The organism is Chitinophaga sp. SVR4-12A (assembly GCF_056754765.1).
In genome coordinates this window covers 3,265,939-3,281,503 of record NZ_JBPGWP010000001.1, presented here as the reverse complement: position 1 = coordinate 3,281,503, position 15,565 = coordinate 3,265,939, and the positions used below count along the sequence as shown (strand labels likewise).

The 15,565-nt window shown below is 46.4% G+C and carries 12 protein-coding genes; 6 read left to right on the top strand and 6 right to left on the bottom strand.

Going from position 1 to position 15,565, the window contains the following annotated elements; translation table 11 throughout:
* Nucleotides 1-7: 7 nt before the first annotated feature.
* From ACR9Y8_RS13330 to ACR9Y8_RS13315, 4 genes are read right to left on the bottom strand one after another with little or no spacing between them, the layout of a single operon-like run.
* Nucleotides 8-2,275 (bottom strand): tetratricopeptide repeat protein, encoded by a 2,268-nt coding sequence (locus ACR9Y8_RS13330; RefSeq protein ID WP_481213745.1) that lies wholly within the window; start codon nucleotides 2,273-2,275, stop codon nucleotides 8-10.
* Between the two features lie 58 nt (nucleotides 2,276-2,333).
* Entirely contained in the window at nucleotides 2,334-3,008 is a 675-nt protein-coding gene (locus tag ACR9Y8_RS13325) for a hypothetical protein (RefSeq protein WP_481213744.1), read from the bottom strand.
* Nucleotides 2,989-3,966 carry a hypothetical protein gene (locus tag ACR9Y8_RS13320; RefSeq protein WP_481213743.1) on the bottom strand — a complete coding sequence of 326 codons (978 nt, stop codon included), beginning with the start codon at nucleotides 3,964-3,966 and terminating at the stop codon, nucleotides 2,989-2,991. Before ACR9Y8_RS13320 ends, ACR9Y8_RS13325 begins: the two co-directional genes overlap by 20 nt.
* Nucleotides 3,967-3,985: 19 nt before the next feature.
* Complete coding sequence (locus tag ACR9Y8_RS13315; RefSeq protein WP_481213742.1) at nucleotides 3,986-4,453, bottom strand: hypothetical protein; 468 nt, start codon at nucleotides 4,451-4,453, stop codon at nucleotides 3,986-3,988.
* Between the two features lie 343 nt (nucleotides 4,454-4,796).
* Here ACR9Y8_RS13315 and ACR9Y8_RS13310 point away from each other — a divergent pair, with 343 nt between their 5' ends.
* Nucleotides 4,797-6,635 (top strand): helix-turn-helix transcriptional regulator, encoded by a 1,839-nt coding sequence (locus ACR9Y8_RS13310; protein ID WP_481213741.1) that lies wholly within the window; start codon nucleotides 4,797-4,799, stop codon nucleotides 6,633-6,635.
* Between the two features lie 2 nt (nucleotides 6,636-6,637).
* On the opposite strand, the gene ACR9Y8_RS13305 is transcribed toward ACR9Y8_RS13310, so the two are convergent.
* Nucleotides 6,638-7,267 carry a MarR family winged helix-turn-helix transcriptional regulator gene (locus tag ACR9Y8_RS13305; protein ID WP_481213740.1) on the bottom strand — a complete coding sequence of 210 codons (630 nt, stop codon included), beginning with the start codon at nucleotides 7,265-7,267 and terminating at the stop codon, nucleotides 6,638-6,640.
* Between the two features lie 182 nt (nucleotides 7,268-7,449).
* On the opposite strand from ACR9Y8_RS13305, the gene ACR9Y8_RS13300 reads away from it, so the two are divergent.
* Complete coding sequence (locus ACR9Y8_RS13300) at nucleotides 7,450-7,860, top strand: hypothetical protein (protein WP_481213739.1); 411 nt, start codon at nucleotides 7,450-7,452, stop codon at nucleotides 7,858-7,860.
* Nucleotides 7,861-7,871: 11 nt separating this feature from the next.
* On the opposite strand, the gene ACR9Y8_RS13295 is transcribed toward ACR9Y8_RS13300, so the two are convergent.
* Nucleotides 7,872-9,065 (bottom strand): winged helix-turn-helix domain-containing protein, encoded by a 1,194-nt coding sequence (locus ACR9Y8_RS13295; RefSeq protein ID WP_481213738.1) that lies wholly within the window; start codon nucleotides 9,063-9,065, stop codon nucleotides 7,872-7,874.
* Nucleotides 9,066-9,325: 260 nt separating this feature from the next.
* Between ACR9Y8_RS13295 and ACR9Y8_RS13290 the strand changes: the two genes are divergently transcribed.
* The 4 genes from ACR9Y8_RS13290 to ACR9Y8_RS13275 all read left to right on the top strand — a co-directional run bounded on the left by ACR9Y8_RS13290 (nucleotide 9,326) and on the right by ACR9Y8_RS13275 (nucleotide 15,565).
* Complete coding sequence (locus ACR9Y8_RS13290) at nucleotides 9,326-9,712, top strand: hypothetical protein (RefSeq protein WP_481213737.1); 387 nt, start codon at nucleotides 9,326-9,328, stop codon at nucleotides 9,710-9,712.
* A 154-nt stretch (nucleotides 9,713-9,866) separates the two neighbouring features.
* Nucleotides 9,867-10,949, top strand: a complete 1,083-nt coding sequence (locus tag ACR9Y8_RS13285; RefSeq protein WP_481213736.1) for an efflux RND transporter periplasmic adaptor subunit — start codon at nucleotides 9,867-9,869, stop codon at nucleotides 10,947-10,949.
* A 25-nt stretch (nucleotides 10,950-10,974) separates the two neighbouring features.
* Complete coding sequence (locus ACR9Y8_RS13280; protein ID WP_481213735.1) at nucleotides 10,975-14,139, top strand: efflux RND transporter permease subunit; 3,165 nt, start codon at nucleotides 10,975-10,977, stop codon at nucleotides 14,137-14,139.
* On the top strand, nucleotides 14,132-15,565 hold the full coding sequence (locus ACR9Y8_RS13275) for a TolC family protein (protein ID WP_481213734.1): 1,434 nt from the start codon (nucleotides 14,132-14,134) through the stop codon (nucleotides 15,563-15,565). Before ACR9Y8_RS13280 ends, ACR9Y8_RS13275 begins: the two co-directional genes overlap by 8 nt.

Here is a 15,565-nt window from a genome sequence, read left to right as displayed (position 1 = left end):
TACGTGATCATTTAACAAAGCGGCTGATCATGGAAGAAAATAAGCCGCCCGGTTTCCATTCCTTTTTCCGTTTCAATGCTTCGTCGTTTCCCGGCGACATTTCCAGCACCGTGTTTACAGTCCCGATGGCCGCCTGTTTGTCACCGGTAGCCATGCAGGCATCCGCGTATTGAAGCGCCGCGGTGATGCACTCTTCATCCCATTTCCAGCCGTTATTGTTATAGCAGCCAACAGTGTTCAGGGCATAGGTTTTGCATGCTTCCCATTGCTGCAGCAGATAGCAACATTTTGCGAGCAGCATGTTGACATTGGATAGACTCGACTGCATACCTTCATCTGCCGGATCTATGCTGTTCAGTACCTTAGTAAGGTCTTCTTTAGCTTGCTGGTACTTTTCGGTGTTCAGATATGAAACGCCACGCATGTAATGCACCTTCAGAATGGATTCCGGTTTAATGGCTTTCCCTTTTACGGACAGGTAATTTTTAGCGCAGGCAATGCACTGGTGGTAATCTTTCAGCTGGTAATAGTTTTGCATCAGCATGAACCACGCCGAATTGTCATCCGGGTGTTTCTCTAACTGTTCCTGCCAGGCTTTGATGGCATCTTCTATACTTGCGCTGCTCAGCAGGTCATGCCGTGTATTCTGGACGGTAATATAGCGCTCGCTCAATATAAATAATTCTTCTTCGGAAAGTTTGGCGCCATGGTCGCTGATGAAATTATTATATTCTTCTTCGGTACGCTCGAGCAGTGTCTTCACTTCATCTGTGCGTCCGAGGCTGAAAGTAGCTGTCAGTATATCCCCTTTTAATTGAATATAGTCGGCAAAATCAAGATAGTTGTGCCCGTCTTCCAGGGCCTGGTTAAAGGCAGTAATGGCCTCCTTGTATCTTTCCAGCCGCAAGAGGGCGGTTCCCAGGCTGCTCGATTGTTCCCAGAAGGGAGAAATGGAATAACCCAATGTATGGACTTCAACGGCCTGTTCGTATTCCCCTCCTTCACTTAACGCTATGCCATAATTGTTGCAGCACATGGCAAAAATGTGGCCCTCGGTGAATTTGGCTGTCTCTTTATTGTTATAGAAATAACCATAAAAGCCTTCATAGGAGATGCGGTAGAATGCAGTTCTGATCTTCAGTAGTTCCGGCGCGGCAAGTGTCCCAGCCATCAGCGCCTCAAATTCAGCAAAAATTACCCCCGCATTGTAGTAATCAACAGGAGGGCCATCTGGCCACTTTTTTATAGCAGGCAATTCACCATTCACATGGTAAGCACATTCGATGAAACGCTGCAGGCCAAAGGCGGTGCCGCCCAGCTCCAGGCTTTTTGCAAGATAGGGAAGTGCGGCTTCATAGCTGCGGGCATCATATAAGGCAGTACCGGTATAGTGATAGGCAACATACCAGTTGGGATAGATCTGAATGTACTGTTTTGCGAAGTTTAGTAATCTGGTAGTGTCTGTCCCTAATGCTTCAGCAAATATTCTCTGTCCAATGAACATCGCCTGCACCAGCGGTTGATGAATGACGCCTTGCTGGTTTAGCTCATCCAGCCTGTGATAGAGCGCCAACCGGTCTTCTTCCTCCTGCGTATCCGAAAAGAACGCCAGGATAGCGGCTTCTCCGCCGGTATCATAATCTCCGTTATCAAGCGCTATATCCACGATTTGGCAATAGACTCTGAAGTCGGTATGACGGTGTTTGAGCACCTGTCTGAAAGCTTCCAGGGCCCTGATGTGGTCACCATATCCTTCCAGGTGCACCCTTCCTTTTCTAAAGTATATGTTGCCCAGCTCCTGGTCTAAGGTAGGCAGGTGCTTGCTATAAATTTCCCTGGTCAGCTCAATTAACGACGCCAGGTCTTCAAGGGCAAGATCAAAATTGCCGCTCAGGCAGTAAGCCTGGTGACGATAGCCCATAGCGCGTGCCTGCAGTTCCGGATGGGGAGATGCAGTGAGCCGGGTGCAGTAGTTGATGGCTGCCTCCACATTGGATTGTGTGACGAAAATATTGATATAAGCCAGGAAAGTCATTGCCTCTTCATTTGAAGGAGACAGGCTAAGCACGTCCTCAAAGCTCCTGCTGGCAGCGGTGAATCCGTTGGTATCGTCCGGCGCTGCCTCGTTCAGAGCTATCTGGTAAAGGCAACGTCCCTTCAGTAACAGGGCTTCTATATCCTGAGCATTAAAAAGCAGCAAGAGATTTATTTCTTCAAGACATTTGTGATAATCCCCCTGGTTGTAAAGCGATTGCAATTGTTCTACATTCAACATGGTTACCGTTTATTTTTATTGGTTTGCATGGGACTTTTTTGTGTGTTATTTGTTTCACCTATTTCATTGCCATAAAGTTTCCGTTTACATCAAACTTAACCTGGTAATTGTGCCTGGCCCCACTTATCATCAGGTACCATTCCTTTACATGTACTTCTTTTATCTGGTTAAAATAGACATGGGTGATGGGCTCTGCTCCCTCAATTGTTTTCGATTTTTCCACTCCGGCATCATATACTTTTTTTGCCGTGCTGAATTTTACTTCATCCAGGGGCGCGAGCAGGAATTTAAGCGGGAAATGTCCGCTGATCTTTACGGGTTGACGCATGCTCCATTCTCCATTACTGTAGGTATAGGTGTCAACATTTTCAGGTTTGTCCGGGTCTTGCAAGTCGATAGAAATAATGCCACCCTGATAATCGTAAAAGTAAAAGCCGCGGAGAAAGAACAGCTTTTTCCCTTTAAAATGGGGAATGTTTCTGAGCTCCTGTTGAATGCTGTCCAGCGCCGCGGCACTTTCAAAAATGCTTTTATACGACTGTTGCTCCGGTATTGAAAAGTTACCGGATGAGGGGGAAACTACAGTAGAGGATGTCGGGCCGGCTGCTGGTTGCGCTTTTTTCTGTGGCTTCGGGTATAAGGTCGCTTCAATGCTTTTTTTCACCTCTTTACAGGATGCCAGTAAGAAAAAGCTCAGCAAAACAGCAAATGCGTTATAACATAAGGTCTTCATACAATACAATATTTTGAGGTTGGGTAGGCAGATATATGATCTCTTTGGGTCCTGTGCTGATTTTATGTACCTCTAATAATGAAATTAATTTTTTGTAAAGGACAGTCTGCCTGAAACCTTGCTGGTCAATAAATTCGATCTCGAATTGTACTTGTGGCTGCTCGTTAATATACATGCCTGTCTGCCGGTAATTTAAAATGGTTGCGGTGGTCTTTATCCCATACAATACCAGGCGGAGTGGTTGCGCCGGATCGCCCGATGCTTTTCCGATAAAACCAGAGATGACCCATATAAATGCTCCAATAGCAAAGTTGATGAGTGGCACCATGATCCAGGGGTGTGTAAACTTTAGAAAACGCCAGCCAGACCCCTGGCTTTCCAGTTGGTAAGAAAAAATCGGATAGACGATTGCAGCTACCAGCAGTAGTAGAAAAATAAAGGAATAGAGCAATACGATGCCTTTATTGCGCACTGCCTGCATTGTTTTTGGAACCAATACCGGGTTTCGTTCGTCTAAACTGGCGCGCATCTCGATGGTATTGCCTATTTCAAAACGGTTTTCGTAAGGTTTGCCATCGTTCAGTTGGTAAGGCATCTCTATAGCTGTACCTGCAAAATTGTTAAATGCCAGTTTAAGATCGAGCACCGCTGAATCGCGCATGGTACCCACCTGTCTTTTACCCGTTATTTTCGCCGTAATCGTTTTCCCTTCCATCGCCGTTTTCTCTAAGCGTTGTTTATCTCCAAAGATCAGCTTAATAAAAAAACGGCTATATAAGAGGAGGGCGGTCAGCCAGATGACGATGCCAAGCCCCAGGTACATAAAGGCCATAACGGCGCTTTCTTCAGGCGGAGTTTCCAGTCCGCCGGTAGTATAGTATAGCACCGTTGGCAGCACGACGGTAAAGCCGAGCGTGTATAAGGACCAGAAAGAAAGTCCAAAATCAAATTTTCTCATAGTCTTATGTTATTGCGGCTTACCGGTTAAATTTTGGCATTTCCACTAATTGAATATCGTGGTCTTTGGCATATTGAGTGCCGATGTTGTACAACTTGTCATACTTGGCCTGAAATGCTTCATACGATTTTTTATCCAGGGCTTCCATCGCTTTGGCTATTTCTTCCTGCGGCGCCTGGCGATCAATCATTCTGGCTATCCGCAGGTGATCAGTACGGTAGCTGTCGAGTGTGAACCGGAAGAGGTCTTTGGATGCATCCAGTAATGCTTTGGTATCTTTGGTGGACATCAGGCCATCAACGTTCTTCAGATAACGCTCTACCCGCTGAATGGCAAAGCCTATCTGCTGCTCATAGTTATACTCACCCGTACCTGCTGTCTTTTTGCTGTATTCCAGGGCTGTAATGAAATAATCGCTGCCAAAATGTGATATCGCACCGGCATTCAGGGCCGCCGCATCAAAGTATTTTTCGGGAGATGCGGGCATTTGGCAAGCTATTGCCGCCATCATACACAGCATTAGCATGACTTTTATATATATATGGTTTATCATGGGTAACTATTTACTTCTTGAAACTATTATCTTTAATACCTGCAAATTTCTGTTTAACCCTTACCTGTTTCCAAACTCCGGTGTCCTACAGTACATCTACTTTTTGCAAAACGGGCATATACAGAATGTCTACAAGGTTGATTAGTTATTGGTTTATAGTACCTTATGAATATTGACTATAGCTAAGGCAAAGCGCCAGAAAGAGTGGCTGCTGCTGATTTTATTGTAATTTGGCCGCATGAAACCCTGCCTCCATGTATTAGTAATGTGCATTTTTATGGTGATACCTTCCGGCAGCATTGCACAAACCAGATTGTCTGACAGCTTAGCGGCGGTGATTGATCATAGCAGGCTGGAAGACGATGAGAAACCGCCCTTATTGAATCAGCTGGTGGAAATATACAGGATGAATAAAAACTATAAGGCGGCCGAGGCCCGGGCACGGCAAAGTGCTGACATCGCCCTGCGGCACAAGAACTACACTGATGCGGTAAAGGCTTACACCTTGCTGGTGGATATAAAGATCAACACACAGCAATTCAGTACGCTGAAGCAGGTGAGTGATTCTGCTTTAGCGCTGGCCAAACAGGCCAATCATCCGCTTGCCATGGCATACGGTTATTATTCCCAGGTATTGCTTTTCAAAATGCTGGATAATGGGGAAGACGTGGTGAGGTACTGTAACCAGGCACTAAAGGAGCTTGAAAAGGCAGATGATCCTTTTATCACCGCCAAGGTCTATTACCGGCTTTACGCCGTTTATTCAGACTGGAATAATGAAGCCCGGGTAAACCACTATGCCCGGAAAGCCACTGAAAGCGCCCTGCGTACAAAAGATTATAACCTGCTAAGCAATTGTTATATGGCGCTATCAGTAGCGCATGAGTATAACTTTAATGCTGCTAAAAGCCGGCAGGAGCTTGACAGTACTTTGTTTTACCTGAACAGGGTGGAAGATCTTTACGAGAGGTACCCCGGACAAGTGGCGGATTTTACCTATGCCATTGCTTGTATCAACCTCGCCAACTGCTATCTGAAATATTATCCTGAAACCGACGAGCAGGCCCGGGCAAAAGGAATTTATTACGCTAATACTGCCAGGAAGGTATCAAAGGGTGTAGCGAACTGTCAGGAGGTGGTGAGCAGCAGTCTGGGCATCTTAAGTGAATATGCCAGCCGGGCAGGAAATGAGACTGAGAGAGAAAACTATCTGTCAGAGGCTTACCAGGTGATGAAAACCCAGCAGCCGCCTTATTCTTATTATACAATGATCAATGTGGTGCAGGCGCTGTCCATTTTTTACGCACAAAAGGGAGATTACCAGAAAGCACTGGATTTTCAAAAGGAAGTAACGGCATATAATAACAAGAATTTTAACCAGCAACAGGCGCTCAATGCCCAGAAGCTGGAAATCCAGTATGAAACGGAAAAGAAGAATAATGAAATGCGGATCCTGAAGGAACGGGAGAGAAGCCGCAGCAGGCAGAATTACCTGTACGGCTGTATAGCCCTTGCCGCTGGTATAGGATTACTTTTTATGTTCATGGCTTATCGTTTCAGAGCACGATACTATGTACAACGGGAAAAGCAACTGCAACTGGAAAGGCAGGAATCAGCCTTGCAGATAAAGCTGGAGAAGGAAGAACAGGCCAGGCTGAAGGCAGAACAACAGCTCCTGGAAACACAACAGCAGCAACTGAAAAAAGAGGTAATGGCCAATGTACTGCAGCTGGAGCATAAAAACCGGACCTTGCTCGATATAAAGCATAAACTCGCAGAAGGAGAGAAGGTCAATATAGAGAAGATCATTAAAGAAGAAATGGTGCTCGACAGCAATTTTGAACAGGCAAAATTGCAGATACAGCAGGTACATCCGGATTTTTTTAACCTGCTTAGCGAAAGGGCGCAAAGGAAGCTCACCTTACTTGATCTGAAGCTCTGCGCTTACCTGTATCTTAAGATGGATACCCGTCAAATTGCACAACTGATGCATATTGAAGCTAAAAGTGTAAGAATGAGCCGTTACAGGATCAAGCAAAAGCTGGGACTTGAAAAAGAAGATGATTTGAATAGTTTCCTGCAGGGGCTGGGAGGACAAGGAAGCATCACACTTTGAGTTTATAACTTTTGGTTTTCTTCATATACCTCTTCAAATGTTTTGCTCTTTTGTTTTTGAATAACAGGAGAGAACCGGGCATCTATAGGGCTCAGTATCTGAACACATAATTGTTTGTCATCGTCCGTTAAGCCCTGTGTCAGCATAGCCACCACCTTTAGAATTTGTTGCTTTGCATTCATGAGCACTTTTTCTCCTTTGTGGGTTAATTGAAGTCTTTTTACCCGTTTGTCTTCTGCGTCATCATATTCAGTGATCAGCTCCTTGTTTTTCAGCCTTATTAATATGTTCGTGCCACTGGACAATTCGAGCATATTGCTGAAGATCGCTTCTGACTTGATCGGGTTTTTCAAATTAAAAATGGTAACCATCATACCAAATTCTTCAATCTGGTCTAAGCCTGTTCCATCCAATGCTTTGTTGGCATAGATCTCCTGGAATTTACCGATACGGCTGATCAGCTTAATTAATGCGCCGTTCAGATCAGGATGCAATTGCCATTCCGGTTGAACCGTTTTTTCCCTTTTTATTGACCCTGTTAATTGACTACGACAAAAATCTTCAATAGTGGCATGAGGGTGCTTTTGCTCATATTCTCCCCAGAGCCGTACCAGTTCAACAGTTAGATTCATTGATTACTACTATTTGGATGTAAAAATAAAAAATAAATACTAAATAGTTGTTTTATACTACCAAAAGGTTTTATTTAGCAGTATAAAACAACTAAAAAGAAGTAAATATGAAGACATATTTGGTACTCCGGGTATTACTGGCCCTGCATATTACCGGCATTGTAATAATGGCTGGCACCACAATGATAGATTATTTAACTTTTAAGACCTTTTGGAAGTTTGCAGATCAAGGGGATTCCCGATCTCTTAGCCTGATCCCATTAATGGCTAAATATGGCGCCTTTATACGGACAGGGGCCGGAACGATAATACTTACCGGGATCATGCTGCTGGCGTCGGAAAAAAGTGCCTGGTGGGGAACATCTTTTAAAATAAAAATGGTATTGGTGGCTTTATTAGTGCTGAATGGTTTATTTGTAGGCAATAAGCAAGGGCATAAACTCCGGGAAACTGTTACCGCTCACAGTGCTGATTTTATACAGCATACAATGAGTATAAGGGAAAGCATGAACCGCTTTTACCCGCTTCAGTTGACCCTTTTCTTCTTAATAATAATAATCAGCGTGATCCGCTTCGATAAAATTGGCGGTTAAAGAAATGTTCTTCAGAGACGTTCCCTGATGGTCTTCAGCACTTGCCTGTTATTTGATTTCGCAATATTGACGTCCATGCAGCGGTTAAATTGTGCAAATGCCTTAATTGCCTCCACAAGCTTATCGATCACCTCTTCGCTTAATTTCACAGGCTCAAAGTGAAGGTTATGAACAATCAATACCCGCTGTTTCCGATCTGCCTTTGAATCCATCCTTGCAACGAAGGTATCACCGGCTAGTATAGGGAGTGAAAAATATCCATACTTGCGCTTTGCTTCCGGAACAAAACATTCTATCTGGTAGTCGAAATTAAAGAAGTCTCTTAAACGATGCCTGAAGACATTTAATACGTCGAACGGAGAAAGGATAAATACGTCGCCGGACAGCTGGATCTTTTTGTTTTTATAATCAGGATGCATGAAAAGCGGGGCCGTTTTAAGACCTTCTATGACAACAGGGCAAATCTCGCCTTCCTCTACCAGTTTTGGCAATTCCTTCTTGACAAGGTTATCTTTCACGTAACGGGTACGCCAGGCCAGCTCTTTTGTATAGGCGATACCGAGGGCTTTCAGTTCACGCCGGATGACATGCCTTGCATATTCCTCCGGTGTTGGCATCGTAGTATCAATATCATGCGGGATTAAATTCTTAGGCAAGTCATAGACTTTCAGGAATTCCTTTGTACGGGTGGCCATCAGGCTTCCATCCAGGTACAAGCGTTCAAGGGCCACTTTAGAGGGCCGCCAATCCCACCAGCCCGCACTGGGCGCCTGGCGGTCATTTTCAAAATCCTTTACCATCAGGGGGCCTTCTCTACCTACCCTGTCCAGCACCCTGTTCATAAGATTGGTCTCCGCCGGGGTCAATGGTTTCCTACTTGATAAGAAACCGTGCTTCACGGGCAGTGAGAAGCGGAAGTTATGCATGGGCTGAAATCCTGAATCGGCAGTAAGGAATTCAAAGATCCTTCCGTCCTCCTGTAGTTCTTCGAGCCATTCCGGTTTATAGTCAGGCACGCGCGATGCAAGGGCATGATGATGCGCACGCTCGACAACATAGTTGGTGTCTATCTGGATAAAACCAAGATGGTCGATGACTTTAAAGACCGCTTCACGTCCTTTTCCAAATTGCGCCTGCTTAGATAATCCTGCGGCGTGCAGGATTATTTTTCTGGCTTGTGGTATGGTAAGAGTGACTTGTTTCATACGTGTTAAGTAAAATACGGAAATATTCAATCACCTTAAAGCTTCCTTAAAATTACCCCTAATTTACCCCGCAGGCTTGCAGGTTGCCTACTTTGTTACTAATTTTACGGCGCCTGTTACGATATGTAGCAAGGGTAATTTGCTAGCTTTCCACTGAATAGGAAAGCTTTTATTTTTTTGAGCGTAACGAAATCCATATACCTATTTTATAAACTTCATTGTATTTTTGAAGCTGAATGATGAGGGTAGTAATTAAATTTTTGCTGTCAATATGTGTGCTTCTCCTGGGAGGGTACGCCCTCAGCTGTCACAATGTCATCGGCTATACGCCGAAGAAAGTCTTTGACAGAAGCCCGCATATCCATTATTCCTGCTTACGATACGAGAAGGCCGAGATCAGCACGGCGCCTTCACCTAAGACCAAGAAGGGAAGGGAAAAGATCAAAGCGATCGAAATAGAGGAGGAAGATGAGGAGTCGGCGCTTTTCAGGAAATATTTAGAGACCGGTAACACCCTCATCGCCTTTCTGAACGCTTACGAACCCACCACTGTCTACCGATATTTTGAAGGCGCACTGCCTTTCTGCGAGCATTTTTCTTATCTCTCTTCTTACAAGTTTATCATCCACCTGGTCATCAGGATTTGATTTTGCACCCCTCAGGCAATAATATTCGCCTGATCTCTTCACCAACATTTTTTACAGTTCTTCCTGCATAGCGCTGTGCGCTACAGCGGCTCCCTATGTCATGTCCCCGCAGGAAAGAATTACCTGAATCCGAATCAAGAACACATAATATATCATGAAAAGAATTCTCATGCTTGCTGGCTCGTGGGCTTTGTTGTGCCACACAGGCTGTAAACAAAAAGAGGAAGAAAAAGAAGCTTCCACTAAATTTCTCGTTACCAGCGCAATGAAAATGGACACCGCATACACGAAACAGTATGTGTGCCAGATCCGCTCTATCCGCAACATTGAAGTGAGGGCGCAGGAAAAAGGCTATTTGCAGGGCATTTATGTTGATGAAGGCCAGTTTGTAAAGGCCGGACAACTCATGTTTAAGATCATGCCCACCATTTACGAGGCTGAGGCAAACAAAGCAGAAGCGGAAGCCAAAACTGCCGAAATAGAATTACAGAACACCAAAGCCCTTGCAGACCGCAACGTGGTATCCAAAAATGAACTGGCGATGGCCAATGCCAGGTATGAAAAGGCAAAGGCTGAATTAGCGCTGGCTAAAGCTCACCTGGCTTTTACAGAGATCAGGGCTCCCTTTGATGGTATCATTGACCACCTGCATTTAAAGCTGGGAAGCCTTGTAGGCGAAGGCGACCTGCTCACCACCCTGTCTGATAACAGCCACATGTGGGTATATTTTAACGTTTCAGAGCCGGAATACCTGAACTATGAAGCCACGGTGAAAAACCAGGGCAAGCCGAAAGTGAACCTGCTGATGGCCAACAAGGAGCTGTTCAAACAGCCCGGCGTGGTAGAAACCATTGAAGGTGAGTTTGACAATGAAACCGGCAACATCGCATTCAGGGCAACCTTCCCGAACCCGGAAAAACTTTTAAGGCACGGAGAAACAGGCAGCATACTGATGGATGCACAATTGAAGAATGCCATCGTGATCCCGCAGAAAGCCACCATGGAGATCATGGACAAGAAGTATGTATATGTAGTGAATAAAGACAACGTAGTGAAGCTGAGGCCTATTACCATTGATGTGGAGATGCCGGATATATACGTGGTCAAAAGCGGGTTGAATGAAAATGAGAAGATCCTGCTGGAGGGCCTGCGTAAAGTAAAAGACAATGATAAGATCACATTTGATTATGAAGAGCCCAGGTCGGTACTCGCGCATTTAAAGGTGGAAACCGAATAAAATAAAGACTAAAAAAGGAAAGAACATGTTTAATATATTCATGAAGCGGCCGGTCTTCGCGATAGTGATATCTGTTGTCATTGTCTTCATGGGCATACTGGCTATTAATACCCTTCCCACATCGCAATTCCCTTCTATTGCGCCGCCGAGGGTAATAGTGAGTGTAGCCTACCCGGGGGCCAGCGCTGATGTACTGGTGCAATCTGTGCTCATTCCAATGGAAAGGGCCGTAAACGGCGTGCCGGGTATGAAGTACATGACTTCAGACGCGACCAGCGCCGGTGAAGCAAATATCCAGGTGGTTTTCGACCTGGGAACCGATCCTAACCAGGCGGTAGTAAACGTTAAGAACCGTATCGAACAGGTAACCAACAGGCTGCCTGTACTGGTGCAACGCGAAGGTATAGTGGTGAACATCCTGCAGCCCAACATGCTGATGTATGTGAATGTTTACAGTAAGGATCCTCAGGCAAATGAGAAGTTCCTTTACAACTATTCGAACGTTAACATATTGAATGAGCTGAAAAGGGTGAAGGGCATCGGTAACGCCCAGATCCTGGGTAGCCGTCAATATGCGATGCGTGTGTGGCTGAAACCTGACCGGATGCGGGCATACAATGTATCAACAGATGAAGTGATGGAGGCGCTGGGCAGCCAGAGCATCATTGGTTCACCCGGCAGGCTGGGAAGAGCCGACGGTAAAGAATCACAATCGCTGGAATATGTGTTGACGTACCAGGGAAGGTATAATCAACCGCAACAGTACAAAGATGTTATTATCCGCGCTAATGCGAACGGTGAGCTCCTTCGCCTGAAAGATATAGCGGATGTTGAGCTGGGAAGCGAATTTTACGATATTTATTGTAACCTGAATAATCACCCTTCAGCAGCTATCATGCTGAAACAAACGTATGGCAGTAACGCCAGCCAGGTTATTAAGGAGGTGAAAGCCAAACTGGAGGAGCTCAAGGCTTCCTTTCCTCCGGGAATGGAATACGAGATCAGTTATGACGTTTCTGCTTTCCTGAATGCCTCTATTGAGAAAGTACTCCATACACTGGGAGAAGCCTTTGTGCTGGTGGCCATAGTGGTGTTCCTGTTCCTGGGCGACTGGCGCTCTACCCTTATTCCAACACTGGCCGTTCCCGTATCCCTGGTAGGCTCTTTTTTCTTCATGCAGCTTTTTGGCCTTACGATCAACCTTATTACGTTGTTCGCACTAGTACTGGCCATCGGTATAGTGGTGGATAATGCCATTGTGGTGATAGAGGCTGTGCACGCGAAAATGGAGGAAAAGCACCTATCGCCTTACCAGGCTACCAGGCAGGTGTTGCATGAGATCGCGGGTGCAATCGTGGCGATCACCTTTGTAATGACAGCGGTGTTTATTCCTGTGGCATTTATGTCAGGCCCCGTGGGTATCTTCTACCGCCAGTTCTCCATTACCATGGCTACAGCTATCGTATTGTCCGGTGTAGTAGCCTTGACGCTTACACCCGTGCTTTGCGCGATCATATTGAAGAATAATCATGGAAAGCCGCGGAAAAAATCACCCGTAGATAAATTCATCGACGCCTTTAACAGGGGATTTGAGAAACTAACGGGAAGATATACCCGCTTGCTGGAAGTGATCGTGAACCGCAGATTGGTCACCTTCGTCCTGTTGCTGGCCTTTTGTTTCGGGATCTTCGGCCTTAGCAACACCCTGCCTTCCGGCTTTATTCCGAATGAGGACCAGGGTATGATCTATGCTATCGTGCAAACGCCTCCGGGGTCTACGCTGGAAAGAACCAATGAGATCGCCAAGAGGGTGCAGGAAATTGCGCTGCGTGTAGACGGTGTTCAATCTGTTTCTGCATTGGCGGGCTATGAGGTATTGACGGAAGGACGCGGATCTAACGCAGGCACCTGTCTGATCAACCTGAAGGATTGGTCGGCGCGTAAACATTCAGTGACGGAGATCATCCGTGAGCTGGAAGAGAAATGCCACGACGTTCCCGGCGCCACCATAGAATTCTTCGGGCCACCGGCAGTACCAGGATACGGCGCCGCAGGTGGTTTTGCATTGCGTCTTCTCGATAAAACGAACAACGATGATTACAGAGAGCTGGAAAAGGTGAATGACGATTTCATGGAGGCATTGGGTAAACGTAAGGAGCTGACCGGTTTATTCACCTTCTTCAGCGCCAATTACCCCCAGTATGAGCTGGTGATAGACAACCAGGCTGCGATGCAGAAAGGCGTGTCCATTGGTAAGGCGATGGATAACCTTTCCATTTTAATAGGAAGTACCTACGAGCTGGGCTTTATCAGGTTCGGTACCTTCTCCAAGGTATTCGTACAGGCTGCTCCTGAATACAGGGCGCTGCCGGACGACCTTATGAAGCTGTATGTGAAAAACAACCGTGATGAGATGGTGCCTTATTCAGCTTTCATGTCTATCAGAAAGACGCACGGCCTGAACGAGATCACCAGGTATAATATGTACACCTCATCGGCCATCAGGGGCGAGCCTGCAGCCGGTTACAGTAGCGGTGAAGCGATCAGGGCAATCGAGGAAGTAGCTGCAAAAACATTGCCGCGGGGATATGGTATAGACTGGGAAGGCCTTTCAAAAGATGAAGTAGGCCGTGGCAATGAAGCACTCTACATTTTCCTGGTTGTGCTTGCGTTTGTTTACCTCATCCTGGCTGCGCAGTACGAAAGTTTCCTGCTGCCGCTGGCGGTGATCCTTTCTTTGCCTGCGGGCGTTTTCGGCGCATTCCTGCTGGTGAAGGTCATGGGCCTTTCAAACGACATCTATGCCCAGGTGGGACTGGTAATGCTGGTTGGTTTGCTGGGTAAGAACGCCGTGCTGATCGTGGAATTTGCTGTTCAGAAACACCGCTCTGGCGCCACGGTGCTCGAGGCGGCTATCGAAGGCGCCAAAACGCGTTTCCGCCCGATATTAATGACTTCACTTGCGTTTATCGCCGGCCTGGTTCCCCTGGTCTTTGCTACAGGCCCCGGCGCCATTGGTAACCGTACTATTGGTGCTGCCTCTGCCGGGGGTATGTTGATCGGTACCATTTTCGGGGTGATCATCATTCCCGGTCTGTACTACCTGTTCGGCGTCATCGCAGCAAAACGGAAGCTCATTAGAGATGAAGACGAAAATCCGTTAACTGAAGAAATTGATCACAATGTTTAGAAGAAGTATATATAAATACATGGGGCTCGCCTGCATCCCCTTTATCTATGCGGCGTGTAAAGTGCCAGCGCTGGTAGAAAAAACAGAGAACAAAACGGTGCCTGCGAGCTATAATAGCTCGCAGGACAGCGCCAATACGGCAACGGTGAAGTGGAGGGAATATTTTACGGATCCTTACTTGGCAGCGCTGATCGATACGGCCTTAAAGAACAACCAGGAGCTGAACATCACTTTACAGGAAATAGAGATCGCGAGGAATGAGGTAAGGGCCCGGAAAGGAGAGTACCTGCCCTTTGTTGGTGTAAAAGGGGCTGCCGGTCTTGAAAAGGTTGGCAGGTATACCAGCCAGGGCGCCGGCGACGCTACTACCGAGATCAAACCGGGAAAAGAAATGCCGGACCCCTTGCCAGACTTCCTGGTAGGGGTGTATGCCAACTGGGAAGTGGATATCTGGAATAAACTGCACAATGCCAAGAAAGCAGCAGTTACCCGGTACCTGTCTACCGTAGAAGGACGGAATTTCCTGGTGACCAACCTGATCGCTGAAATCGCCAATTCTTATTATGAGCTGCTGGCCCTCGACAACCAGCTGGATATCGTCAGGCAGAACATTGAGATCCAGACCAATGCCCTGGAAATAGTGAAAGCGCAGAAAGACGCCGCCCGCGTTACCGAACTGGCGGTTAAGAAGTTTGAAGCAGAAGTGCTCAATACAAAAAGCCTTCAGTTCAACATTCAGCAACAGATCACCGAAACGGAGAATAAGATCAATTTCCTGGTGGGCAGGTATCCGCAGCCCATTCAAAGGAATGCCCAGGCTTTCAGCAGCGCAGTGCCTGCATCCATTCACGCAGGTATTCCGTCGCAGTTATTAGGCAACCGTCCTGATATTAAACAGGCCGAGCTGGACCTGGCGGCAGCCCGCCTGGACATTAAGGTGGCCAAGGCCCAATTCTACCCGTCTTTAGGTATTTCTGCGGCTTTTGGCTACAACGCATTTAATCCGTCCTACCTGCTGAGAACACCCGAGTCTATGCTGTATTCCGTAGCAGGAGACCTGGTTGCGCCATTGGTCAATAAAAATGCGATCAAAGCTACCTACTACAGCGCTAATGCCAAGCAGATCCAGGCCGTTTACAACTATGAGCGTACTATCCTGAACGCTTATATTGAAGTGGCCAATCAACTGTCAAAGATCACTAACCTGCAGAAGAGCTATGATCTGAAAACAAAAGAAGTGGATGCACTGGTCCTGTCAATCACCATTTCAAACGACCTTTTCAAATCTGCAAGGGCTGACTATATGGAAGTACTGCTGACCCAACGTGACGCGCTGGAGTCAAAATTTGAGCTGATCGAAACGAAAAAAGCACAGATGAATGCCATGGTGAATATCTACCAGGCACTGGGAGGTGGATGGAACTAA

Coding starts and splice junctions, on each gene's coding strand:
- ACR9Y8_RS13330 (WP_481213745.1), bottom strand. CDS start 2,275: ATGTTGAATGTAGAACAATTGCAATCGCTTTACAACCAGGGGGATTAT.
- ACR9Y8_RS13325 (WP_481213744.1), bottom strand. CDS start 3,008: ATGAAGACCTTATGTTATAACGCATTTGCTGTTTTGCTGAGCTTTTTC.
- ACR9Y8_RS13320 (WP_481213743.1), bottom strand. CDS start 3,966: ATGAGAAAATTTGATTTTGGACTTTCTTTCTGGTCCTTATACACGCTC.
- ACR9Y8_RS13315 (WP_481213742.1), bottom strand. CDS start 4,453: ATGCCCGCATCTCCCGAAAAATACTTTGATGCGGCGGCCCTGAATGCC.
- ACR9Y8_RS13310 (WP_481213741.1), top strand. CDS start 4,797: ATGGTGATACCTTCCGGCAGCATTGCACAAACCAGATTGTCTGACAGC.
- ACR9Y8_RS13305 (WP_481213740.1), bottom strand. CDS start 7,267: ATGAATCTAACTGTTGAACTGGTACGGCTCTGGGGAGAATATGAGCAA.
- ACR9Y8_RS13300 (WP_481213739.1), top strand. CDS start 7,450: ATGATAGATTATTTAACTTTTAAGACCTTTTGGAAGTTTGCAGATCAA.
- ACR9Y8_RS13295 (WP_481213738.1), bottom strand. CDS start 9,065: ATGAAACAAGTCACTCTTACCATACCACAAGCCAGAAAAATAATCCTG.
- ACR9Y8_RS13285 (WP_481213736.1), top strand. CDS start 9,867: ATGAAAAGAATTCTCATGCTTGCTGGCTCGTGGGCTTTGTTGTGCCAC.
- ACR9Y8_RS13280 (WP_481213735.1), top strand. CDS start 10,975: ATGTTTAATATATTCATGAAGCGGCCGGTCTTCGCGATAGTGATATCT.
- ACR9Y8_RS13275 (WP_481213734.1), top strand. CDS start 14,132: ATGTTTAGAAGAAGTATATATAAATACATGGGGCTCGCCTGCATCCCC.